The sequence below is a fragment of the Georgenia sp. AZ-5 genome, from assembly GCF_043952095.1.
Taxonomy (GTDB): domain Bacteria; phylum Actinomycetota; class Actinomycetes; order Actinomycetales; family Actinomycetaceae; genus Georgenia.
In genome coordinates this window covers 3744470-3768171 of the sequence record NZ_JBINOU010000001.1, presented here as the reverse complement: position 1 = coordinate 3768171, position 23702 = coordinate 3744470, and the positions used below count along the sequence as shown (strand labels likewise).

Below are 23702 nucleotides of genomic sequence, written 5' to 3'. Positions count from 1 at the left end.
CGATCGGGCTCATGACGGGTTGGCGGTCAGCCCAGGACCCAGCTCAGGACGGCCAGGGCGATGCTGCCAACCATCAGCACGATCGCCGGCGTGTTCAAGCTGGCCCGCACGCCGTCCGGGCCCGGGACGTCCCGGCCCGGGATGGGCCCCATTCCGGTGACCCGTGCGGCGCCGGGCGTCCCGGCCGCCGGGCCCTGCGGGTCCCTCACCTGCCCCAGCCGGTCGTCGATGAAGGCCGCCACCGTGTCGGCGTCGCCGTTCGAGCGGATGACGTCACCGCCGGGGGAGGCGCCGCAGGTCGGCCGGCCGGCAGCCGCGGCGTCGGTCTCCTGCCGGCTGCGGAGCCGGCTGCGGCCGGCGCGCGGGGCCGCCCACGCCGCGTAGCCCTTCGTCCTCGTCAGCACCTTCAGGCCCCAGCGCGTCTCCACCCCGCGGATCGCCGTCCAGGGCAGGTGAACCGTGCTGAAGACGTTGCCGACCTCCACACCGGCGTCGCGCACCGTGACGTGGGGTTGCCAGAACACCGCCCAGCCGAACGTCGCCAGCGCCAGCGGGAGCGCGCCGTACCTGATGAGCTCGGCCGGCCCCCCGTTGGCCGCGAACGCCCCGAGGACGACGGCGGCCACCACCCAGCAGACGACGGCGTAGACGCGGCTGGAGGTGGGACGGAAGACGACGGTCGGAGCCATGAGCCAATTGTTCGTCAAGAGCCGCCGAGCACCATTCCGTCACGGCCGGACCTGTGGCGGCGTCGGGCCCGAAAAAGGCCGCGTCGTCGCGGGCGCACCGGGCGCCGTGGCGTCCCCGCGCGCCCCGCCGTTCCGGTGTGACCGGGCCGGTCGCCGCGCCCGCAGGAGCTCGGAAACGCGGGGCCCGGGCGTGAACCTGGGCACACAGCGACGGCCGGGGGTGCCGGGAAACGGCATGTGCCCGGTAGAATTGCCAATCGGTGCCATTTCCGGCGCCCGGCCCGCCCGGGCAGATGCGTCGCGTCGCCGTGAGCGGACAGCCCCGCCCTCACTGATGAAATGAGCTCTGCGTATGCCTGTGCGCTCGGATCTGCGCAACGTCGCAATCGTCGCCCACGTCGACCACGGCAAGACCACCCTGGTGGACGCCATGCTGTGGCAGTCCGGTGCCTTCGGCGAGCACCAGCACGTCGACGAGCGTGCCATGGACTCCGGCGACCTCGAGCGCGAGAAGGGCATCACCATCCTCGCGAAGAACACCGCGGTGCACTACCGCGGCCCGGCGGCGCAGGCCGCCGGCCTCGAGGACGGCCTGGTCATCAACGTCATCGACACCCCCGGCCACGCCGACTTCGGCGGCGAGGTCGAGCGCGGCCTGTCGATGGTCGACGGCGTCGTGCTGCTCGTCGACGCCTCCGAGGGGCCGCTGCCCCAGACGCGGTTCGTGCTGCGCAAGGCGCTGGCCGCGAAGCTGCCGGTCGTCCTGGTGGTCAACAAGGTCGACCGCCCCGACTCGCGCATCAGCGAGGTCGTCTCCGAGGCTCAGGACCTCCTCCTGGGCCTGGCGTCCGACCTGGCGGACGAGGTCCCGGACATCGACCTCGACGCCATCCTCGACGTGCCGGTCGTGTACGCCTCGGCGAAGGCGGGCCGGGCCAGCCTGACCCAGCCCGCCGACGGCGCGTTGCCCGAGGACGAGAACCTCGAGCCGCTGTTCGAGACGATCATCGAGAAGATCCCCGCCCCGTCCTACGACGAGGGCGCGCCGCTGCAGGCGCACGTGACCAACCTCGACGCCTCGCCGTTCCTGGGCCGCCTCGCGCTGCTGCGCATCCACAACGGCGAGCTGCAGAAGGGCCAGACCGTCGCCTGGGCCCGCCAGGACGGCACGATGAAGACCGTGCGCGTCTCGGAGCTGCTGCGCACCGAGGCCCTCGATCGGGTGCCCGCCGAGAGCGCCCGCGCGGGCGACATCGTCGCCGTCGCCGGCATCGAGGACATCACCATCGGCGAGTCCCTGGTGGATCCCGAGGACCCGCGCCCGTTGCCGCTGATCACCGTGGACGACCCCGCCATCTCCATGACCATCGGGATCAACACCTCCCCGCTCGCCGGCCGCGTGAAGGGTCACAAGCTCACCGCCCGCCAGGTCAAGGACCGCCTCGACCGCGAGCTGATCGGCAACGTCTCCCTCAAGGTGCTGCCCACCGACCGGCCCGACGCCTGGGAGGTCCAGGGCCGCGGCGAGCTGGCCCTGGCCATCCTCGTCGAGCAGATGCGCCGCGAGGGCTTCGAGCTGACCGTCGGCAAGCCGCAGGTGGTCACCAAGACCATCGACGGCAAGAAGCACGAGCCGATGGAGCGCATGACCATCGACGTGCCCGAGGAGTACCTCGGCACCGTCACCCAGCTCATGGCCCAGCGCAAGGGCCGCATGGAGACCATGTCGAACCACGGCACCGGCTGGGTGCGCATGGAGTTCGTCGTCCCGGCCCGCGGGCTCATCGGCTTCCGCACCAGGTTCCTCACCGAGACCCGCGGCACCGGCATCGCCTCCTCGATCCACGAGGGCTACGAACCGTGGCAGGGCACGATCGAGATGCGCTCCACCGGTTCGATGGTGGCCGACCGCGCCGGCGCGGTGACGCCCTTCGCGATGATCAAGCTGCAGGAGCGCGGCTCCTTCTTCGTCGAGCCGACCTCGGAGGTGTACGAGGGCCAGGTCGTCGGCGAGAACCCCCGCAACGAGGACATGGACGTCAACATCACCAAGGAGAAGCAGCTGACGAACATGCGCTCCTCCACGGCGGACAACTTCGAGAGCCTCGTCCCGCCGCGCAAGCTCACCCTCGAGGAGTCCCTGGAGTTCGCCGCCGAGGACGAGTGCGTGGAGGTCACCCCCGAGGTGGTGCGCATCCGCAAGGTCATCCTGGACTCCAACGAGCGGTACAAGGTCGCCTCGCGCAACCGCCGCGCCACCGCGTCGGTCTGAGGTCCCGGCGCCGTCCGGCGCACGCCTTCTCGACGACGGCCCGCCCCTTCGGGGGCGGGCCGTCGCGGCTTCCGAGGGGCGGGCCGTCGTGGCTTCCGAGGGGCGGGCCGTCGTGCGCCCCGGCGCAGTCCCACCGAGGGCGCCTCGACTCGCCGAGGGCCACCAGGAGGCGCCGTCGAGGTGTCGAGGGGCCCTCGGCGGTTGGCGCGACGAACGGGCGCGACGAACGGGCGCGACGGACGGGCGCGGCGGGACCTTCGGGCGCGGCGGGGGACGCGGCCACGGCGGAACCTACGGGGCGCGGCGGGACGGACGGGCGCGGCGGGGGACGCGGCCACGGCGCGGGGTCCGATCGGTCCGTGCGGACACGCCCCGCCGATCGGCTGGCGCGGTGCCCGCGAGGGGCAATGATGGGTGCATGACGTCGACACGTGATGATGGGGTCGCGACAGGCGGACTGCTTGGGGTGTTCGCGCACCCGAACGACGAGACCCTCGGCGCCGGCGGGCTCCTCGCCTCCGCCGCCCGCGCCCGGGTGCCGGTCACCGTGGTGACGGCCACGCGCGGCGAGCTCGGCGACGTCATCCCGCGCGAGCTGATGCACCTTAAGGGTGACCACGTCGCACTGGCCCACGAGCGCGAGCGTGAGCTCGCGCGCGCGTGCGCCCGGCTCGGCGCCCGCGCGCCCGTCTTCCTCGACCGGCTCCCCGGCCTGGCCGGCCAGCGCCCCGCCCGGTTCACCGACTCCGGCATGGTGTGGCTGCGCACCGGCGTCGCGGGGCCGCTCCCGGACGCCGGGCCGGACGCGCTGAGCAACGTCCCCGTCGAGGTGGCCGCCCGGCTCCTCGCCGCGCTCGTGCGCCGGACCCGCCCGCAGGTGGTCGTCACGGAGGAGCCGCACGGCAGCTACGGGCACCCCGACCACGTGCACGCCCACCAGGTCACCATGCGGGCCGTCGAGCTGGCCGGGGACGCCGCGCCGTTCGACGCGCCCGACGACCCCCTCGTCGGCACCGAGCCGTGGCAGGTGCCCGTGGTGGTGTGGGTGGTCGAGTCCGAGCCCCGGTTCCGCGCCGCGCTGCGCTGGCTCGAGCAGGTGCTCGCCCGGAGGCCGCTGTTCGGGGTGCGCGGCGACGCGCTCGCCACCATCCCGGCCGACGGCGAGATGCCGTCCCTGGTGTACCCGCCGTCCAAGGTGGACCTGACGATCGACACCACGCCCGTGCTGCCGGCCGTCGTGGCCGCGCTGCGGGCCCACCGGACGCAGGTCCAGAACGTCCACCTCGTCGAGCGGGACGAGCACGACCGCGACGCGCCGGCGCACGGCTGGTACGCCGTCACCAACGGGCTGCTGCTGCCGCTGACGGGGACCGCGAGCCTGCACCTGGCGCCGGGCTTCGACCGCGTCGAGGAGCTGACGGTGGAACCCGTGCACCACGCCTGGACGGATCCGATCCCGCTGTCCGAGCGGTACGGACCGCTGGGCGTCGTCGGGCTCGCGGGCCTGGACGTCAAGGACCGGCTCGCCGGGCGGGCCGGCGCCGCGCGCCTCGCGGCCTTCCTCGGTGGCACGATGCTTGGGTGAGCAGGACGCAACCTCCCGGCTCGACGCCACTGCTGCTGGCCTCGGGCTTCCTCGGCCTGGTGGTCGCCGTGTGCGGCACCCTGGTGCACCGCTGGGAGGGGTACGACCTGCCCGCCGGGCTGCTGCTCGCCCTGGTGGCGGTCGCCGTCGGCGCCGTGGCGGCCCGCGCGACGGGCGACGCCCCTGGCGCCGTCGCCTACGGCCTCGCCGGGCTGCTGGCCAGCCAGGCGATGACGTACCTGGGGCCGGGCGGGGACGTGCTCGTCACCGACGAGCCCATCAGCTTCGGGTGGCTGATCGGCCTGCCGCTGGTCACGGCGCTCGTCGCGCTGACGCCGCCGTCCTGGTACGCCGACCGGCCCGCCGGGGCCGCGCGCCGTCACGGCCGGGCGGGCGCCGTCGGCGATGAATGATCCCGTGGCGGCGGGCCCGCCCGAGGAGGAGCTGGTCGAGCGCTATCGCGCGACCATGGGCCGCCTGGCGGGCGGCGTGACGGTGGTCTCCCTGCGTAGCGGCAGCCTCGACCTCGCGATGACCGCGACGGCGGTCGCGTCGGTCTCGCTGCGGCCGCCGATGGTGCTGTTCTGCGTCTACACCGACGCCCGCCTGCGTGAGGCGCTGGACGAGGTGGACCACTGGGCGATCAGCATCGTGGACGCCTCCGCCGCCGTCGCCGCCGAGCGGCTCGCGATGCCGGGGCGACCAGCGTTCGGCCAGCTCATCGGGGTGCCGCACCACCGCGGCCCGCACACCGGGGCGGCGCTGATCGACGCCGCCCAGGGCTGGGTCGAGTGCCGCACGGCCTGGATCCGCACCGCGGGGGACCACGACGTTGTCGTCGGCGAGGTGCTCGCCGCCACGCTCGGGCGCACGGGCACCGGGGCGCTGGTGCACCACCTCGGCCGCATCAGACCGCTGGAGTGAGGCGTCCCGCCGGTGCCGTGTGCGCGGCAACACGGTCACAAAACGGTTTCGGTCCGCGTACGACCCGATCGTGGGCCGGGATCGCCTTACCATTCTGAGGTCGTGCGCCTGGGCACGTAGCGGGGGATGAAGGGGCAGCGAGTGGCACAGGAGTTCAAGGCCGGCCGGGAGTCGCAGCCGGACGGCAGCCCGTCCGCCCGGGAGGGCGACGGCGGCGCCGAGCGGTCCGGCGCCATGGCCGACCTCGAAGCCGTGCTCGCCGCGCGCCGCGGTGACGAGACGGCCGCGGTGCCCGACCCCGGCACCGGCCCCGAGGACGGGCCGCGTGCCGGCGAGGAGCCCGACGACGTCGCCGCGCCCGCCACACCGGACGCCGCCGCCACACCTGCCGACGAGACCACGCCTGCCGACGAGACCACGCCTGCCGACGAGACCACGCCTGCCGACGAGACCACGCCTGCCGACGAGACCACGCCTGCCGACGAGACCACGCCTGCCGACAAGACCACGCCCGTCTCGCAGGCCGCGCTCCGGGGGGACGACGCCGCGCCCGGATCCCCGGCCGCCGACGAGACCGTCGTGCTGCGCCCCGAGGATGAGCCCGTGACCGAGCCGGACCGCGCCGCGGGGCCCGCTGCCGGCCCGGCCACAGCGGACCCGGCGGACGCCGGGACGCAGGCGTGGTCCTGGGCCCACCCCGAGCCCGAAGCCGCCCGGTGGTCCGGTGACGAGCACGCCGCCGCCGGCGACCCGACCGAACGGCTGAGCCCGGAGCAGGAGGAAGCGATGGCCCTGGGCTCCCCGCTGGACCAGTTCGACGCCGAGCAGCCCACGAGGCGCAGCAAGCGCGGCCTCGTCATCGCCGCGGCCGTCGTCGCCGTCGTCGCCGTCGCCTACGTCGCCGCCGCCTGGTTCCTCGGCGGCCGCGTCCCCAGCGGCACGGTCGTCGCCGGCGTGCCGATCGGCGGGCAGTCCGAGGCGCAGGCGCGCGAGACGCTCACCACCGAGCTGGCGTCCCTCCAGACCGAGCCGGTGCCGGTCTCCATCGGCGGGGAGACGATCTCGACGATCGACCCGGCCTCCACGGGGCTGGCCCTCGACGTGGACGCCACTCTCGACGGGCTCACCGGCTTCACCCTCGACCCCACCGTCGTCTGGGGCCGGCTGTTCGGGCTGGGCGAGGTGCCCGCCGTCTCCACGGTGGACGAGGCCGCCCTGGCCGGCGCGCTGGAGAGCGCGGCGAGCGAGCTGGAAGTCGCACCGGTCCAGGGCGCGATCGCCTTCGAGGGGGCCACGCCCGAGGTCACCGAGCCCGCCCCCGGCAAGGCCGTGGACCGCGACGCGGCGCAGGCGTTCGTCACCCAGGAGTGGCTCTCCGCCGAGCGCCCCCTGCAGCTGCCCACCGAGGAGGTCGCCCCCACCATCGGCTCCGAGGCCGTGAACGAGGCGCTGACCAACCTGGCGCAGCCTCTCGTGTCGGCCCCCGTGGCCGTCAGCGTCGAGGGCAACCTCGCCGAGCTCACCCCGGAGGCGCTCGCCTCGGCCGCCAGCTTCGTGCCGGACGGCGAGACCCTCCGGCTGCAGATGGACGGCAAGGTGCTGTCCGACGCCGTCCGGGCGGCCAACCCGGAGATCGGCGTCGCCGGCGAGGACGCGAAGATCGTGCTGAACGCCGATGCCGAGCCGGAGATCGTGCCGGCCACCTACGGCAGGGGACTGGACCCGGACCAGCTCGCCGCGGCGGTCACCGAGGCGGGCACCTCGAGCAACCGGACGGCCGAGGTGGCCCTGGTGGACGCCGAGCCCGACTTCACCACCGAGGAGGCCGAGGCTCTGGGCGTGAAGGAGATCATCGCCGACTTCTCTACCCCGATGCCCTACGACCCCGTCCGTACCCGCAACCTGCAGGTCGGCGCAGAGAAGGTCACCGGCATCGTCGTCATGCCCGGCGAGGAGTTCTCCCTCCTCGAGGCGCTCGGCCCGATCACCGAGGCGAACGGCTTCGTCTCCTCCGGCGTCGTCGAGGACGGCTTCTCCACCACGGCGCTCGGCGGCGGGCTGTCCCAGCTGTCCGCCAACCTGTTCAACGTCGGCCTCATCTCCGGCATGGACGACGTCACCCACAAGCCGCACTCGCGGTGGTTCGACCGCTACCCGGCCGGCCGCGAGGCGACCCTGTGGGAGGGCCAGACGGACATGGTCTGGCGCAACAACACCGACTACGGGATCCTCATCCACGCCTGGGTGACCTCCGACCGCGTGCACACCCGCCTGTGGAGCACGAAGGTCTGGGACGTCGAGATCACCACGTCCGACCACTACAACATCACCCAGCCCACGACCGTCTACAACCCGGCCGACGGCTGCGTCGCCGAGTCCGGCGGCAAGCCCGGCTTCACCGTGACCGTCACCCGGGAGCGCTCGCGGGCCGGGCAGGCGCCGGAGACGCAGAAGTGGACCTGGACGTACCAGCCGTGGCACAAGGTCGTCTGCGGGGAGGAGCCGTCGGCCACCCCGGAGCCCGCGCCGAGCCCGTCGCCCAGCACCGAGCCGGCGCCTGCGGGGTGACCCCGGACCGAGCCGGCGCCCGCGGGCCGACCCGGACCGGTCCGGCGCCGTCGTCTAGGGTGCGGCCATGACCATTCGCCGCGCCACGCCGGAGGACGTCCCGGCGATCGTCCAGCTCGTGAGGGACCTCGCGACCTACGAGCGCGAGCCCGACGCCGTGAAGCTCACCGCCGAGGGCCTGCACGCCGCCCTCTTCGGGCAGGCGCCGGCCGTCTTCGCGCACGTCGCCGAGGACGGGGGAGAGGTGCAGGGCTTCGCCCTGTGGTTTCTCAGCTACTCCACGTGGGAGGGCGTGCACGGCATCTACCTCGAGGACCTGTACCTCCGGCCGGAGGCCCGCGGCCGGGGCCTCGGCAAGGCGCTGCTGCGCACGCTGGCCGAGCTGGCCGTGGAGCGCGGCTACGCGCGGGTGGAGTGGAGCGTGCTGAACTGGAACGCGCCGTCCATCGCCTTCTACGAGTCGCTGGGCGCCCGGCCGCAGGAGGAGTGGTCGACCTACCGCCTGACGGGCGAGGCGCTGGCCGCGCTCGGCACGCCGGCGGACGTCCCGGCCTGAGCCCTAGAGCGACGGCGGTGGCGGCACGCGCTTGCCGGTGACCATCACGGCCGCCGGCACCTCGACGTCGCCCCGGCGGGTGCGCACCACCACCCCGTCCGGCCGGATCTCGACCAGGTCGCCCAGCGCGTCGGAGAAGCCGCCCTCCACCCGGTAGCGCACCACCACCCGCTCGCCCACGCGCCACCGCATCCACGGCAGCGCGGGCGGCCGGTCGGGTCCATGTTCCGTCGTCACGGACCGAGCCTGCCCCAGGACCCCGTGCCGGGCGCAACCCGCGGTGGCAGGCGGCGCGCCGGACCGGACCCGCGCTCCGCAGCCGTCCGCGTCCCGCCCCCCGGCCGGGTTCGTGCTCTCCGCAGGACTGCGGGATACTGAAGGCCGACGTCGCCATAGGCGCCGCCGCGCCGTGAGAGGAAGGAATGTTCCCGTGACCTACGTGATCGCCCAGCCCTGTGTGGACGTCAAGGACAGGGCGTGCGTCGACGAGTGTCCCGTCGACTGCATCTACGAGGGGAAGCGTTCGCTCTACATCCACCCCGACGAGTGCGTGGACTGCGGCGCCTGCGAGCCGGTGTGCCCGGTCGAGGCCATCTTCTACGAGGACGACCTGCCCCAGGTGTGGTCGGACTACTACCGCGCCAACGTCGAGTTCTTCAACGACCTCGGCTCGCCGGGTGGCGCCGCCAAGATGGGCGTCATCGACAAGGACGATCCGATGATCGCCGCCCTGCCGCCGCAGGCCTGAGCGCGTGCCGCTGTACGGCCGGGCGCTGCCGGACTTCCCCTGGGACTCCCTGGCGCCCGCCAAGACGCGCGCCGCGGCGCACCCCGGCGGCATCGTCGACCTCTCCGTCGGCACCCCGGTCGACCCCACCCCCGCCGTCGCGCAGGACGCGCTCCGTGCGGCCGCCGACGCACCCGGATACCCGCTCACGGTCGGCACCCTGGCGCTGCGCGAGGCCGTCGTGGCCTGGTTCGCCCGCCGCCGCGGCGCGCCGGGTCTCAGCACCGACGGCGTGCTGCCGACGCTCGGCTCCAAGGAGATGGTGGCCCTGCTCCCGGCCTTCCTGGGCCTGGGGGAGGGCGACGTCGTCCTGCATCCCCGCGCGGCGTACCCGACCTACGACGTCGGCGCGCGCCTGGCGGGAGCCACGCCCGTCGCCGTCGACGCCGACCCGGCGACCTGGCCGGACCGCGCGCGGCTGGTGTGGCTGAACTCCCCGGGCAATCCCGACGGGCACGTGCTGAGTGCCGACCAGCTTGCCGCCGTGGTGGCCTGGGCTCGGGAGCGCGGCGCCGTCGTGGCCTCCGACGAGTGCTACGCCGAGCTGCCCTGGGCCCAGCCCTGGGCGACCGGCGGCGTGCCGTCGCTCCTCGACCCGCGCGTCAGCGGAGGGGACCACGGCGGCCTGCTGGTGCTGTACTCGCTGAGCAAGCAGTCGAACCTCGCCGGCTACCGGGCCGCGTTCGTCGCCGGGGACCCGGCGATCGTCAAGCCGCTCACCGAGGTGCGGAAGCACTCCGGGATGATCATGCCCGCCCCCGTGCAGGCCGCCATGGCGGCCGTCCTGGCCGACGACGCGCACGTCGCCGCCCAGCGGGAGCGCTACCGGGCTCGCCGCGAGGCGCTGCTGGCGGCCGTCCGGGGCGCCGGGCTCGAGCTCGACCCGGCCAGCGAGGCCGGCCTGTACCTGTGGGTGCGGGCCGCCGGGCGGCCGGAGGTCGGCTCGTGGGACCTGGTGGACGCCCTCGCGCACCGGGGGCTCCTCGTCGCGCCGGGAACGTTCTACGGCGGCGCGGGGGAGGGGTACGTCCGCATCGCCCTGACCGCCACCGACGAGCGCATCGCCACCGCCGTGCGCCGGCTGCGCGACGGCGGCCCGCTGGCCTCAGGGCGTGCCGCCCTGCCCGGGGGGAGGCGCCCCGCCGAGCTTGGGCTGCGCCGCCGTCCACCCGTGTGACGACCGACGTATTTTGCCCGATATTGTGGAAGCCGTCATGCCGCGATGCGGGTCCGCTGGCTGGGAAGGGTCTCGGTCTGCCGCCCGCATGGCCTATCTTTGTGTGACGGATCACCCTCTCCCGGAGCCGCACGGGCGCTCCGGGAGACGCAACGAGGCGCTCGGACCGAGGGCCCAACATCATCCCGAGGAGGGGACACATATGTCGATCGCCGAGCAGAGCGCGGCAGCAACATTCGAGGTGGACGGCAAGGCGCTCCGGTTCGACCGAGTCAAGGCGGTCGAGGGCAACGACGGGATCAACATCTCCTCCCTGCTGAAGGAGACCGGCCTGGTCACGCTCGACCCGGGCTTCATGAACACCGCGTCGACGACGTCGGCGATCACCTACATCGACGGCGACAAGGGCATCCTGCGCTACCGCGGGTACCCGATCGACCAGCTGGCGAAGGGCTCCACCTTCCTCGAGGTCGCCTACCTGCTGATCTACGGCGAGCTGCCGGACGCGGAGACCCTCGAGGCCGTCACCCGGCGCATCAAGCGCCACACGATCCTGCACGAGGACTTCAAGGCGTTCTTCACCGCCTTCCCCGCCAACGGCCACCCGATGGCGATCCTGCAGTCGGGCATCTCGGCGCTGGCGACCTACTACCAGCACACGCTGGACCCCAAGGACCCGTACCAGATGGAGCTCTCCACGGTGCTCCTCATGGCGAAGGTCCCCACGATGATCGCCTCGATCGCGAAGCGCGCCACCGGGCTGCCGCTGCTGTACCCCGACGCGTCGAAGTCCTACATCGAGGACTTCATCCGCATGACCTTCGGCCTGCCCTACCAGCGCCACGACGTCGACCCCGCCATCGTCAAGGCGCTCGACATGCTGCTCATCCTCCACGCGGACCACGAGCAGAACTGCTCCACCTCCACGGTGCGCATGGTGGGCTCCTCGCACGCCAACATCTACGCCTCCGTCGCCGCCGGCGTCGGCGCCCTCTCCGGCCCGCTGCACGGCGGCGCGAACGAGGCCGTCCTCGAGATGCTCAGCCGCATCCAGAGCGGCGGGGACACCGTCGAGCAGTTCATGACGAAGGTCAAGAACAAGGAGGACGGCGTCCGGCTCATGGGCTTCGGCCACCGGGTCTACAAGAACTACGACCCGCGGGCGGCGATCGTGAAGGAGGCCGCCCACGACGTCCTCGAGCGGCTGGGCAAGAACGACGAGCTCCTTGAGATCGCCATGGGCCTGGAGGAGATCGCCCTCCACGACGACTACTTCATCGAGCGCAAGCTCTACCCGAACGTGGACTTCTACACCGGCCTGATCTACAAGGCCATGGGCTTCCCGACGCAGATGTTCACCCCGCTGTTCGCCCTGGGCCGCCTGCCCGGGTGGATCGCCCAGTACCGCGAGATGATCGCCGACCCGACGACGAAGATCGGCCGTCCGCGCCAGGTCTACACCGGCGAGCCCGAGCGGCCGTACGTGCCGATCGGGGAGCGCTGAGGCCCGCCCGCGGCCCGGAGGCTCGGCGCCCGGGCCGCGACCGGGACACCGGCCGGTAGGCACGAACGCCGGTTAGGCACGAGCAACAACGGAGACGGCGACCGCCCCGCGGCGGTCGCCGTCTCCTTTCTGCCTGCGTCCCTGCGGGCTGCGACCCCTCGGCCTGCGGCCTCTGCCAGACGTCCGGGGTGCGTCCCTGCGGCCCTTGCGGCCCCCGGCCGGCGGCCTCCGCAAGACGTCCGGGGCAGCTCCGAATCCTCTGTCCGCCAGGCCGCGCAGCCTCCGCCCTACTGCTGGGGCAGGAACTCCTCCAGGTCCACCGGCTGCTCCAGCAGGCCGTCCTCCTCGGCGAGGTCGGCGAGGCGCTGCAGCGGCTCGGGGTCGAGCTGGGCGTCGAAGTCCTCGATGAGCACCCGCTCGGCCAGCGCCGGGTCCATCTCGAGGAACTCCGGCAGGATCGCCCGCACCTCGTCGGGGTTCTCCTGCGCGTAGGTCGTCGACTCCTCGACGGCGGCCACGAAGTCCTCGACCACGTCGGGCTCCTGCTGGGCGTACTGGGAGCTGGTGACCATCACGAGGGTCTGCAGCCCCGGCGCCGCCTCCTGGTAGTTCCACGTCACGAGCTGGGCGCCGTTGTCCTGCACGACCGTCTGGAACGGCTCCGGCACCCAGGCGGCGTCGATCCGCCCGCCCGAGAGGGCCGCGGGCATGTCGGGGAACGGCAGCTCGACGAACTGGATGCTGTCCGGGTCCCCGCCGGCCTGGCGCACCACCTCGCGGATGGTGACGTCGCCCTGGCCGCCGAGCGTGTTGACGCCGACGGTCCTGCCCGCCAGGTCCGCCGGCGAGGCGATCCCGCTGTCGGGCATCGCGAAGACGCCGGTGATGTCGTCGCCCTCGGGCTTGGCGTGCGCGTACCCGGAGACCACCTCGACGGGCAGCCCCGTGGACTGCCCGACCATGATCGACAACGGGTTGGACGTGGCGAACTGGAGCTCGCCGGCCACGACGGCCGGCACCAGCGCCGCGCCGCCCTGCCCCGTCTCGAGGGTCACGTCCAGGCCGCGCTCCTCGAAGAAGCCCTGCTCGATGCCGAGCTGGAGCGCGGCCGTCGGGACGATGGGCAGGACGCCGACCGTGATCTCCGTCGTCCCGCCGCCCCCACCGCCGGGGGCCTCGCCGCCGTCGTCCTGGCCGTCGGCCGTGCCGCCGTTGCCGGGGGTGGAGCACGCGGCCACGGCGAGGAGCAGCCCGGCCGAGAGAACACACGTCTTCGTGCGCATCGCGTCAACCTTTCTCCGAGCGACCGGGGTGGCCGCTAGCTGGCGTTGTCGGGGCGTGCGGCACCGTGCCGCACGACGCGTTGCAGGAGGGCGCGCAGCGTACCGCGCTCCTCGGGGGACAGGCCGGAGAGCACCTCGTCGAGCGACTCCGCGACGAGCGTGCGCGCCTCCCCGAACACGTCCCGGCCCGCGTCCGTGAGGACCACGGACCGCTGCCGGCGGTCGTCCGGGTTCGGGCGGCGCTCGACGAGCCCGCGCCGCTCGAGCCCGTCCACGAGCGAGACGATCTGGCTGGGGTCGAGCCGGAGCGCGTCGGCCAGGCCGCGCTGGCTGACGGCGTCCGCGTGGTGCAGCAGCTCGAGCAGCGAGTACGACCGGGAGGACAGCTCCCGGGGGCGCAGCACGGCGTTCGCCGCGGCCACGCCCTGGGCGCTCGCCAGGGAGAGGAGGAGGCCGATGTTGTCGAACGGCGTCTCCTCGGCGACGAGGACCTCTGACGGCTGCATGGTGAGATCCTGCCACCCTCCGTTGAGAAGATCAATGATTGACGATCACAATGAACTGTGGTCACATGGGCTCACCGGCGCTCGAGGGTGACGCCGCGGTCGCTGCGGGCGACGTCGAAGAGGACGAGGAGAGTGAACATGAGCCTGACCGGAAAGGTCGCCATCGTCACCGGCAGCGGTCGTGGGCTGGGGCTGGCGTACGCGCAGGAGCTGGCTCGCCAAGGAGCGAGCGTCGTCGTCAACGACGTCGACCAGGCCGCCGCCGACGCTGCCGTCGCCTCGATCACCGAGGCCGGGGGCAAGGCCGCGGCCGTGGTGGCGCCAGTCGGCCCGGCCGAGACGGCCAAGGCCCTGGTCGCCGCCGCCGTGGAGAGCTTCGGGCGGCTGGACGTGCTCGTGTCCAACGCCGGCGTCCTGCGGGACACGGTGCTGTGGAAGATGTCGGACGAGGACTTCGACACCGTCGTGGGCGTCCACCTGCGCGGCACCTTCACCTGTGTGCGCGAGGTCGCGACGTACCTGCGCGAGCAGGGCGAGGGCGGGCGCATCATCTGCATCGGGTCGCCGACGGGCCAGCGTGGCAACTTCGGGCAGACGAACTACGCCGCCGCGAAGGCCGGCATCGTCGGCATGGTGCGCACGTGGGCGCTGGAGCTGAAGAAGGCGAACATCACCGCCAACGCGGTGATCCCCGTGGCGGCCACCGCGATGACGGAGACCGTGCCGTTCTTCAAGCAGTTCGTCGACGCCGCCGCGCGCGGCGAGCAGATGCCGCCGTTCGCCCGGCGCGTGCTGGGCTTCGGCACCCCCGACGACGTCGCCGGCGTGGTCGCGTTCCTCGCCTCCGACGCCGCGGCCGGCATCACCGGGCAGGCGGTCGGGGTGGGCGGGGACCGGCTGGCGCTGTGGTCGCACCCGCAGGAGGTGGTCACCGCCTTCCAGGACGGCGGCTGGTCCTACGAGGACCTCACCGAGGGCTTCGACTCCCTCTTCGGCCAGGCGCTGCAGACCGTGGGCCAGCCCGTGCCGCAGCCCCCGTCGGACAAGGCAGGCCCGGCGGCGGCCCAGCAGGCCCAGCCTCGGAGCGAGCAGAAGGCCGAGCAGCGATGACCCGCTACGAGTGCGCCGTCGACGCCGCCCGGGTCGTCGCGATCGACACGCACGTGCACGTCGAGAAGGACCACCACGGCCACCTCTCGCTCCCGGGCGAGGTCCTCGACGCCGCGGCCAAGTACTTCAAGGCGCCGACCGAGCGGATGACCATCGACGAGACGGCGCAGTACTACCGGGAACGTTCCATGGCCGCTGTCGTCTTCACCGTCGACGCGACGACCGCGCTCGGGCACGCGCCGAACAGCACCGAGGAGATCGCCGCCGGGGCCGCCCGCAACAACGACGTGCTCATCCCCTTCGGGTCCGTCGACCCCAAGGCGGACGGCGCGGCGGACAAGGCCCGGAGGCAGGTCGAGGAGCTGGGCGTGCGCGGGTTCAAGTTCCACCCCTCGCTCCAGGACTTCGACCCCGGCGACGAGCGGTACTTCCCCATCTACGCCGTCATCGAGGAGTACGGCCTGCCGGCCATCTTCCACACCGGGCAGACCGGCATCGGCGCCCGGATGCCCGGGGGGTACGGCATCAAGCTGGGGCTGTCGAACCCCATGCTGCTCGACGTCGTCGCGGCCACCTTCCCGCGGATGGACCTGATCATGGCCCACCCCTCCGTGCCGTGGCAGGACGAGGCGATAGCGGTGGCCACCCACAAGGGCAACGTCTACATCGACCTGTCCGGCTGGTCGCCAAAGTACTTCCCGCCCGCGCTGGTCAAGCAGGCCAACTCCCTGCTCCAGGACAAGGTGCTCTTCGCCTCGGACTTCCCGCTCCTGACGCCGGAGCGGTGGATGCGGGACTTCGACGCGCTCGAGATCAAGGACGAGGTGCGGCCGAAGATCCTCAAGAACAACGCCGCGCGGCTGCTCGGGCTGGGCACGGACACGCCGCCGGCCGGGAGCTCGGAGGAGGTCGAGAGCCGTGCGTGATCTCGGCATCGGGTCCTGGCCCGCCCGGCGGGTCAAGAACGGGGCCCGGCGGACCGCCCTCGTCTACGGGGACCGGGTCGACACCTATGCCGACGTCGAACGACGCACCCGGCAGCTGGCCAACGCGCTGCGGGCGGCCGGCGTGCACAAGGGCGACCGCGTGGCCTACGTCGGGTTCAACCACCCCTCCCTGCTGGAGACCTTCTTCGCCTGTGGCCAGCTCGGTGCCGTCTGGGTGATCGTCAACGCCCGGCTCGCCGTCCGGGAGGTCGAGTTCATCCTGGCCGACTCGGGCGCGTCGGTCGTCGTCTACGGCCCGGAGCACGCCGGGCACGCGGCCCAGCTCGCGGGGCTGGAGGCGGTGCACACGTGGGTTGCCGTCGAGCACGGCGAGGCGGCGGGCGCCCCGGGCGCCCTCGCCCTCGAGGAGGTCATCGCCGCGGCCGGCACCGACGTCATCGACGAGCCGACCACGTGGGACGACCCGGCGATGATCATGTACACCTCCGGCACCACCGGCCGGCCCAAGGGGGCCACCCACACCCACGGGTCGCTGACGTTCCAGTACTTCCAGGCGCTCGTCGACACGGACTTCACCCGCGACGAGGTGATGCTCGCCGTCGCGCCGCTGTTCCACGTCGCGGGCCTGAACACCATGACGATGCCGACGTTCCTCAAGGGCGGGAAGGTCATCATCCAGCACGCGTTCAAGCCGGAGGCCGTGCTCCGGACCATCCAGGCGGAGCGCGTGACCTCGATGTTCGCCGTGCCGGCCATGATGGACGCCCTCGCGCTGCACCCGGACTTCGCGGGCACGGACCTCACCAGCCTGCGCAACGTCCTCGTCGGCGGGTCGCCACTGCCGGACCGGATGCTCCGCACGTGGGCGGAGCGGGGCGTGGCGGTCCAGCAGGGCTTCGGCATGACCGAGACGGCGCCCGGCATCTTCCTGCTGCTGGCGGAGGACGCCTTCCGTAAGTCGGGCTCCGCCGGCCGGCCGCACTTCTGGGTCGAGGGACGCGTGGTGCGCCCCGACGGCACGGACGTCGCACCGGGCGAGATCGGGGAGGTCATCGCCCAGGGGCCCAACGTCATGCGCGGGTACTGGAACCGCCCGGACGCGACGGCGGAGGCGATCGTCGACGGCTGGTACCACACCGGCGACCTGGCAACCGTGGACGATGACGGCTACGTCTACATCAAGGACCGCCTGAAGGACATGTTCATCTCCGGCGGGGAGAACGTGTACCCGGCCGAGGTGGAGAACGCCCTCCTGGACGTCCCGGGCGTGGCCGAGGCCGCCGTCATCGGGGTCGCCCACCCCAGGTGGGGCGAGGTGGGGCACGCCTACGTCGTCCTCGCGGAGGGGGCGCGGCTCACGCCCGAGGACGTCGTCGCCGCCCTCGAGGGTCGCCTGGCCCGCTACAAGATCCCCAAGGATGTCGTGTTCGTCGACCAGCTCCCGCGCACCGCGACCGGCAAGCTCCAGAAGCACCTGATCCGCACTACCCTCGAGGAGACCGCATGACCACCACCGTGAGCCTGAAGGACCTGCCCGGCCTGGCCGGGACCGACCTCGGCTTCTCCGCCTACCGCGAGATCACCCAGGACCAGGTCAACCTCTTCGCCGACGCCACCGACGACCACCAGTGGATCCACACCGACCCCGAGCGTGCCAAGGACGGTCCCTTCGGGGCGCCCATCGCCCACGGGTACCTCAGCCTGTCGCTGATGATCCCCATGTCGGAGGAGCTGCTCCAGGTGGACGGGGTGCGGACCAAGGTCAACTACGGCCTCGACAAGGTCCGGTTCCCGTCCCCGGTCAGGGTCGGCTCCCGGGTGCGCATGGGCTCGACCGTCAGGGACGTCGCCGAGGTCCCCGGCGGCTTCCAGATCACCCTGGACAACGTCGTCGAGGTCGAGGGCGGCGGCAAGCCGGCCGTCGCGGCCACGACCCTGTTCCGGTTCTACGAGTGAGGCGGGAGTGATGACAGCGACGGCCCACGAGACCCGGCTGTACGCCGGGATCGACCCCTACAACTACGAGGCCCTCCTCAGCGACGCCGAGCGCACGGTGCTGGCCCGGCTGCACGCCGTGCTCGAGCGCGACGTGAAGCCTCTGGTGAACGACTACTGGGACCGGGCGGAGTTCCCGGACGAGATCCGCCAGCCCCTGGAGGCGCTGGAGCTCATGGCGCCGCCGGAGCTGGCCGGTGAGCCGAGCGCCCTGTACAAGGGCTTCCGCATGCTGGAGCTGGCCCGGACCGACGTCTCCGTGGGCGTCTTCTACGGCGCGCAGGCGACCCTGTTCCGCAACAGCATCCTGCTCGGCGGCAGCCCCGAGCAGGTCGAGGAGCTCGACGCCGGCGTCCGGAGCTGGGCGACGAAGGGCGTCTTTGCGCTCACCGAGCCCGACCACGGCAGCGACGTCGCGCGAGGGCTGGAGACCACGGCCCGCCGCGACGGCGACGGCTGGGTGATCAGCGGCGCGAAGCGGTGGATCGGCGGCGCGGAGTACGCCGACCTCATCACCGTCGTGGCCCGTGACGAGGCGGACGGGCAGGTCAAGGCCTTCCTGGTGGACCGGCACGCCGACGGGGTCACCGTGGAGAAGATCCAGCGCAAGATGGCCCTGAGGATCGTCAACAACGGGCACATCACGCTCGACGGCGTCCGGGTGCCCGAGAGCCGGCGGCTGCAGAACGTCGGCTCCTTCAAGGACGTCAACCGCATGCTCCGCTCGATGCGCGCGGACGTGTCCTGGCTGGCCACCGGTGCGCAGGCCGGCGCCTACGAGGCGGCGGTGCGCTACACGGCCGCCCGGCGCCAGTTCGGCAGGCCCATCGCCGGGTACCAGCTGGTCCAGGACAAGCTCGCCACCATGCTGGGCAACCTGACCGCCTCCCTGGGCATGGCCGTGCGCCTGAGCCAGCTGCAGGACGCCGGCGGCTACCGGGACGCCGACGCCGCCCTGGCGAAGGGCTGGATCGCCCGCCACACCCGCGAGACGGTGGCCCTGGCACGGGAGCTCGCCGGCGGGAACGGCATCACCCTGGACACCGACGTCGCCCGGTTCTTCGCCGACGCCGAGGCCATCTACACGTTCGAGGGCACCAACGAGATCAACCAGCTCGTCGTCGGGCGCGCCATCACCGGCATCAGCGCCTTCGTCGGCTGACCCGTCACAGCGGAGAGAGAGCACCCATGCCGGAGGCCGTCATCGTCGCCGGCGCCAGGTCCCCGATCGGGCGGGCCAACAAGGGATCGCTCCGGGACGTGCGCCCGGACGACCTGGCCGCCCAGGTCGTCCGGGCGGCGCTGGACCAGGTCCCGGCCCTGGACCCGGCCGAGATCGACGACCTCGTGCTCGGCTGCGGGCTGCCCGGCGGGGAGCAGGGCTACAACATGGCCAGGGTCGTCGCCGTGCTGGCCGGGTTGGACACCGTCCCGGGTGCCACGGTCAACCGGTACTGCGCCTCAAGCCTGCAGACGACCCGGATGGCGCTCCACGCGATCAGGGCGGGGGAGGGGGACGTGTTCGTCTCCGCAGGCGTCGAGACGGTGAGCCGGTTCGGCAAGGGCACCGCCGACTGGCTGCCCGGCACCAAGAACCCGGTGTTCGCCGCCGCGGAGGCGCGGACCGCGGCCGCCGCCGCCGACGGGGCGCGGTGGCAGGACCCGCGCGAGCGCGGTGAGCTGCCGGACGTCTACATCTCCATGGGGCTCACCGCGGAGAACGTGGCCCAGGTGGCCGGCGTCTCCCGCGCGGAGCAGGACGCCTACGCCGTGCGCAGCCAGAACCGCGCCGAGCAGGCCGCCGCCGACGGGGTGTGGGCGCGCGAGATCACGCCCGTGTCCCTGCCCGACGGCTCCGTCGTCGCCGCGGACGACAGCCCGCGGCCGGGCACCACCCTCGCGGCGGTGTCCCGGCTCGAGCCGGCCTTCCGGCCGGACGGCACCGTGACCGCCGCGAACGCGTGCCCGCTCAACGACGGCGCCGCCGCCCTCGTCGTCATGAGCGACACGCGGGCGGCCGACCTGGGGCTGACGCCGCTCGCCCGGATCGTCTCGACCGGGGTGAGCGCCCTGTCCCCGGAGGTCATGGGCCTCGGACCGGTGGAGGCCACCCGGCAGGCGCTGTCCCGCGCCGGGATGAGCCTGGCCGACGTGGACCTCGTCGAGATCAACGAGGCCTTCGCCGCCCAGGTCATCGCCTCGGCCCGCGAGCTCGGCGTGGACGAGGGCCGGCTGAACGTCCACGGGGGTGCCATCGCGCTGGGGCACCCGTTCGGGATGACGGGCGCGCGGATCACCGCCACCCTGCTCAACTCCCTGCAGCTGCGTGACGGGGCGATCGGCCTGGAGACCATGTGCGTCGGCGGCGGCCAGGGGATGGCCATGGTGCTCGAGCGGCTGTCGTGACCTGACGACCCCGGACCGGCGGCGCCGGCCCGCGCTCGCGAGGGACCACGCACGCACGAACGACCGCCCAGCCGTAATAAGGAAACCTGATCGATTCTCTTGACTGCCGGCAGTGGCGTGCCTCACTCTTGAGAACGGTGGATGTCCGAGGCCAGAGCCGGTCAGGACCTCCCCGACCACCCCGGTACGACGGGCGCGGCGTTGCGCGGTACCGGCTCCAGCAGGCAGTTCCGTCAACCATCTGCGCATTCGCCCGACCCGAGGATAGGAAACGTCTCGATGAGGACTTCTCCCTCCACCACCATCCCGACGACGGAGGCCGAGATCAGGGCGCACCGCCGGCGGGTCCTGTTCTCCAGCTACCTCGGCAGCGTCGTCGAATACTACGACTTCCTGCTATATGGACTGGCGGCCAGCCTCGTGTTCGGGCCCCTGTTCTTCGCCAACATGGACCCCGCCGTGGCCACCATCGCGTCCTTCGGGACCCTCGCGATCGGCTACGTCTCCCGCCCGCTCGGCGGCGTCATCTTCGGCCACTTCGGCGATCGTGTGGGCCGTAAGTCCATGCTCGTCATCACGATGACCCTGATGGGCGTGGCCAGCACACTCATCGGCCTGCTCCCCACCTACGACCAGATCGGCAACTGGGCGCCGCTGCTGCTCATCTTCCTCCGCCTGCTCCAGGGCGTCGCCGTGGGCGGGGAGTGGGGCGGCGCGGCCCTGATGACCCTCGAGCACTCCGAGTCCGGGCGCCGCGGGTTCGCCGCGAGCGTCACGCACATGGGCGGACCCTCCGGCGCGTTGCTCGCCACCCTGGTGATGACGGGCTTCTCCACGCTGCCGCAGGACCAGTTCTTCGGCTGGGGGTGGCGCGTGCCGTTCCTCCTCAGCGCGGTCCTCCTCGTCGTGGGGCTGTTCGTCCGCATGAGCGTGTCCGAGAGCCCCGTCTTCGCTCAGGAGAAGGCCCAGCAGGAGAAGGCGCAGGCAGCGGGCAAGCGAGAGGTTCCCATCCTCACGGTGCTGCGTCACCACCGGGGCAGCGTGGCCCTCCTGGCCCTGGGCAGCTCGGCGGCGTTCCTCTTCCAGAGCCTGCTGGCGACCTTCGCGGTGACCCTCGCGGTCACGGTCGGTGGCGCCGACCGCACCACCGTGCTGCTGTTCCACGCCGTGGGCACGCTCCTGCACATCTTCACCATCCCGACGTTCGCCGCCCTCTCGGACAAGGTCGGCCGGCGACCGGTGATGATCTCGGGTGCGGTGGCCGGAGCGCTGTTCGCCTACCCGATGCTCCAGATGCTGGCCTCTGGCAGCGCGGTGCTGATCCTCCTGGCCTTCATCATCGGCAACCCGATCATCCAGGCCTCGATGTACGGCCCCATGGCCGCGTTCATGGGGGAGGCGTTCGGGACCGGCGCCCGGTACACCGGTGCCTCGCTGGGCTACCAGCTGGGTTCGACGCTCGGCGCCGGACTGGCCCCGCTGAGCGCGGCGAGCCTGCTCGCGCTCGGCGGCGGGAGCGACCCGTCCTACATCGCGGCGATGATGATCGCCGTCTGCATCGTCAGCGGCTTCTGCCTCTACCGCGCGCGGGAGTCCTATCGCGCGACGCTGCACGAGCCGGCACCCGGCGTCGCGCCGACGGCCGGGCCGAACGCCGAGCCGACCGCCGCGCGGGCCTGAGCGACGACACGTCGGCGGTCCGGGCGGAACCGCCGCCGCGTCGTCCCGGCCGCGGAGGTTCACGAGGAGCAGGAGGAGCACGACATGGCACAGAACGGCACGACTTCGGGGCTGAACCCCCGCGTCGTCACCCTGGGGACGGCGGGCGGGCCGATGTGGTGGCGCGGTCCAGCCCCGCGCGCGGGCATCGCCACCGCCGTGCTGGTCGGCGACGCCGCCTACCTGGTGGACCTGGGTCGTGGGGCGTGGGAGCAGCTGATGCGCGCCGAGGTGCCGCTGGCGTCGGTGCGGGCGGTGTTCCTCACCCACCTGCACTCCGACCACGTCGTCGATCTCGGCTCCCTCGCGGTCTTCGGGCTGTACGAGCTCCGGGCCGGGCAGCGGATCAAGATCCTCGGTCCGGGCGACCGTGGGGCGCTGCCACCGGTGTCCCCCCGAGCCGGCCGGGCGCCCCGGCCCCTGTGCCCCGAGGCGCCGACGCCGGGGACGGCGGCCACGTTCGCCGCCCTGATGCAGGCCTTCGCGACGGACCTCAACGACCGCATCTTCGACACCCTGTGCCCGTCGCCCTACGAGTACTTCGACCCCGGGGACATCCAGATCCCGGCGGGCTCGGGGTTCCACCCGAACGACGCCCCGACGCCGGACATGGAACCGTTCGTCGTGTACGCCGACGAGCTGGTCACGGTTCGCGCGACCCTGGTCCGGCACGCCCCCATCGCGCCGGCGTTCGCGTTCCGGTTCGACACCGCGGAGGGCTCGGTCACCATCTCGGGGGACACGGCGCCGTGCGAGAACCTCGTGCGGCTGGCCCGCGGCACGGACCTGCTGCTGCACGAGGCGATCGACACCGCCTGGGTGCACCGGGACCGGCCCGGCGTGCCCGAGGAAGCCGTGCGGGCCGCCGTCGACCACCATCTCGGTTCCCACACCAGCGTGCAGGACTGCGTCCGTGTCGCCACCCGGGCCGGGGCGCGCGCCCTCGCCCTGCACCACCTCGTGCCCGGCAACAGTCCCCGATCGGTGTGGGAGGCCGGGCGGGCGGAGTTCGGGGGCCACTACCTGGTGCCGGCGGACCTCGACGTCATCCCCTTTCGGGCGGGGTCCGAGGCCGTCCGCGCGCTCCGCCACGCCGACGCCGGCGGGCCCGTCCCGGCTCGCTGACGTGGCCTCAGGCGGGCTCGCCGACGCCGTCCGCGCCGATCGGGACCTCGCTCCGCCGCCCCGGGGCGAAGGTGGACGCCGACGCGCGGGCGCGGACCAGCAGGGCCCGGAACATCTCCACCTCGGCGTCGGAGAAGTCGGCGGTGATGGCCGCGTCCAGGGTCGCCATGTCGGGCTCCACGGCGCGCAGGGCGGCGACGCCGCTCTCGGTGATGGAGATCAGCCGCTCACGGCGGCTGACGTCGCTGCGGCGCCGCTCGACGAAGCCCTTCGTCTCCAGGGCCTTCACGACGTCCTGCACGCTCTGGGGCGTGACGAACGAGCGGCGCGCGAGCTGCGCGGAGGAGAGCGGCCGGTGCTCGAGCACCCCGAGCGCCACCCACTGCGTCACCGTCAGGGGGCTGGAGCGCAGGATGCGGTCGATGTGCTGCCGGTTCACCGCCTCGGCCGACTTGATCAGGTACGCCGTGCTCGGCACCCGAATCGCGCCTGCTCCGGTCGTGGGCGATGCGTCCACGGGCCACCTCCTCCTCGGCAGGATAGCCACGC

The 23702-nt window shown here is 72.9% G+C and carries 22 protein-coding genes; 17 read left to right on the top strand and 5 right to left on the bottom strand.

What is annotated here, in order from left to right; all coding sequences use genetic code 11:
- Positions 1-26 precede the first annotated feature (26 nt).
- Positions 27-689, bottom strand: coding sequence for a PH domain-containing protein (locus ACF0H8_RS17485; RefSeq protein ID WP_395290157.1), 663 nt, complete (start codon positions 687-689; stop codon positions 27-29).
- 352 nt (positions 690-1041) lie between these two features.
- On the opposite strand from ACF0H8_RS17485, the gene typA reads away from it, so the two are divergent.
- The 6 genes from typA (at position 1042) to ACF0H8_RS17455 (ending at position 8594) form a co-directional block, all read left to right on the top strand.
- A complete protein-coding gene (gene typA / locus ACF0H8_RS17480; protein ID WP_395290156.1) occupies positions 1042-2961 on the top strand; it encodes a translational GTPase TypA in 1920 nt (639 codons plus the stop codon).
- Positions 2962-3379: 418 nt separating this feature from the next.
- The gene (locus tag ACF0H8_RS17475; RefSeq protein WP_395290155.1) at positions 3380-4546 is read left to right on the top strand and encodes a PIG-L family deacetylase; all 1167 of its coding nucleotides are present in this window, start codon (positions 3380-3382) and stop codon (positions 4544-4546) included.
- Positions 4543-4959, top strand: coding sequence for a hypothetical protein (locus ACF0H8_RS17470; RefSeq protein WP_395290154.1), 417 nt, complete (start codon positions 4543-4545; stop codon positions 4957-4959). The genes ACF0H8_RS17475 and ACF0H8_RS17470 overlap by 4 nt, the downstream gene beginning before the upstream one ends.
- A complete protein-coding gene (locus ACF0H8_RS17465; RefSeq protein ID WP_395290153.1) occupies positions 4952-5470 on the top strand; it encodes a flavin reductase family protein in 519 nt (172 codons plus the stop codon). Before ACF0H8_RS17470 ends, ACF0H8_RS17465 begins: the two co-directional genes overlap by 8 nt.
- 141 nt (positions 5471-5611) lie before the next feature.
- Positions 5612-8038, top strand: a complete 2427-nt coding sequence (locus ACF0H8_RS17460) for a VanW family protein (RefSeq protein WP_395290152.1) — start codon at positions 5612-5614, stop codon at positions 8036-8038.
- 67 nt (positions 8039-8105) lie between these two features.
- Positions 8106-8594: a GNAT family N-acetyltransferase gene (locus tag ACF0H8_RS17455; RefSeq protein ID WP_395290151.1), complete on the top strand. Its 489-nt coding sequence runs from the start codon at positions 8106-8108 to the stop codon at positions 8592-8594.
- A 3-nt stretch (positions 8595-8597) separates the two neighbouring features.
- Here ACF0H8_RS17455 and ACF0H8_RS17450 read toward each other — a convergent pair whose 3' ends face one another.
- Positions 8598-8831: a hypothetical protein gene (locus tag ACF0H8_RS17450; protein ID WP_395290150.1), complete on the bottom strand. Its 234-nt coding sequence runs from the start codon at positions 8829-8831 to the stop codon at positions 8598-8600.
- A 193-nt stretch (positions 8832-9024) separates the two neighbouring features.
- Between ACF0H8_RS17450 and fdxA the strand changes: the two genes are divergently transcribed.
- The 3 genes from fdxA to ACF0H8_RS17435 all read left to right on the top strand — a co-directional run bounded on the left by fdxA (position 9025) and on the right by ACF0H8_RS17435 (position 12062).
- Positions 9025-9342 carry a ferredoxin gene (gene fdxA, locus ACF0H8_RS17445; protein ID WP_395290149.1) on the top strand — a complete coding sequence of 106 codons (318 nt, stop codon included), beginning with the start codon at positions 9025-9027 and terminating at the stop codon, positions 9340-9342.
- A 4-nt stretch (positions 9343-9346) separates the two neighbouring features.
- Positions 9347-10558 (top strand): succinyldiaminopimelate transaminase, encoded by a 1212-nt coding sequence (gene dapC, locus ACF0H8_RS17440; protein WP_395290148.1) that lies wholly within the window; start codon positions 9347-9349, stop codon positions 10556-10558.
- Between the two features lie 202 nt (positions 10559-10760).
- On the top strand, positions 10761-12062 hold the full coding sequence (locus ACF0H8_RS17435; RefSeq protein WP_395290147.1) for a citrate synthase: 1302 nt from the start codon (positions 10761-10763) through the stop codon (positions 12060-12062).
- 287 nt (positions 12063-12349) lie between these two features.
- On the opposite strand, the gene ACF0H8_RS17430 is transcribed toward ACF0H8_RS17435, so the two are convergent.
- The gene (locus ACF0H8_RS17430) at positions 12350-13345 is read right to left on the bottom strand and encodes an ABC transporter substrate-binding protein (RefSeq protein WP_395290146.1); all 996 of its coding nucleotides are present in this window, start codon (positions 13343-13345) and stop codon (positions 12350-12352) included.
- A 35-nt stretch (positions 13346-13380) separates the two neighbouring features.
- A complete protein-coding gene (locus ACF0H8_RS17425) occupies positions 13381-13851 on the bottom strand; it encodes a MarR family winged helix-turn-helix transcriptional regulator (RefSeq protein WP_395290145.1) in 471 nt (156 codons plus the stop codon).
- A 138-nt stretch (positions 13852-13989) separates the two neighbouring features.
- Between ACF0H8_RS17425 and ACF0H8_RS17420 the strand changes: the two genes are divergently transcribed.
- The 8 genes from ACF0H8_RS17420 (at position 13990) to ACF0H8_RS17385 (ending at position 23153) form a co-directional block, all read left to right on the top strand.
- A complete protein-coding gene (locus ACF0H8_RS17420) occupies positions 13990-14961 on the top strand; it encodes an SDR family oxidoreductase (protein WP_395290144.1) in 972 nt (323 codons plus the stop codon).
- Positions 14958-15887 (top strand): amidohydrolase family protein, encoded by a 930-nt coding sequence (locus tag ACF0H8_RS17415; RefSeq protein WP_395290143.1) that lies wholly within the window; start codon positions 14958-14960, stop codon positions 15885-15887. The genes ACF0H8_RS17420 and ACF0H8_RS17415 overlap by 4 nt, the downstream gene beginning before the upstream one ends.
- Positions 15880-17415 (top strand): long-chain fatty acid--CoA ligase, encoded by a 1536-nt coding sequence (locus tag ACF0H8_RS17410; protein WP_395290142.1) that lies wholly within the window; start codon positions 15880-15882, stop codon positions 17413-17415. The genes ACF0H8_RS17415 and ACF0H8_RS17410 overlap by 8 nt, the downstream gene beginning before the upstream one ends.
- Complete coding sequence (locus ACF0H8_RS17405; protein ID WP_395290141.1) at positions 17412-17864, top strand: MaoC family dehydratase; 453 nt, start codon at positions 17412-17414, stop codon at positions 17862-17864. The genes ACF0H8_RS17410 and ACF0H8_RS17405 overlap by 4 nt, the downstream gene beginning before the upstream one ends.
- A gap of 10 nt (positions 17865-17874) precedes the next feature.
- Positions 17875-19065: an acyl-CoA dehydrogenase family protein gene (locus tag ACF0H8_RS17400; protein ID WP_395290140.1), complete on the top strand. Its 1191-nt coding sequence runs from the start codon at positions 17875-17877 to the stop codon at positions 19063-19065.
- Positions 19066-19091: 26 nt separating this feature from the next.
- A complete protein-coding gene (locus ACF0H8_RS17395; RefSeq protein ID WP_395290139.1) occupies positions 19092-20309 on the top strand; it encodes an acetyl-CoA C-acetyltransferase in 1218 nt (405 codons plus the stop codon).
- Between the two features lie 279 nt (positions 20310-20588).
- The gene (locus ACF0H8_RS17390) at positions 20589-21989 is read left to right on the top strand and encodes an MFS transporter (RefSeq protein ID WP_395290138.1); all 1401 of its coding nucleotides are present in this window, start codon (positions 20589-20591) and stop codon (positions 21987-21989) included.
- An 84-nt stretch (positions 21990-22073) separates the two neighbouring features.
- Positions 22074-23153, top strand: a complete 1080-nt coding sequence (locus ACF0H8_RS17385; RefSeq protein WP_395290137.1) for an MBL fold metallo-hydrolase — start codon at positions 22074-22076, stop codon at positions 23151-23153.
- A 7-nt stretch (positions 23154-23160) separates the two neighbouring features.
- On the opposite strand, the gene ACF0H8_RS17380 is transcribed toward ACF0H8_RS17385, so the two are convergent.
- Positions 23161-23670, bottom strand: coding sequence for a MarR family winged helix-turn-helix transcriptional regulator (locus tag ACF0H8_RS17380; protein WP_395290136.1), 510 nt, complete (start codon positions 23668-23670; stop codon positions 23161-23163).
- Positions 23671-23702: the final 32 nt, after the last annotated feature.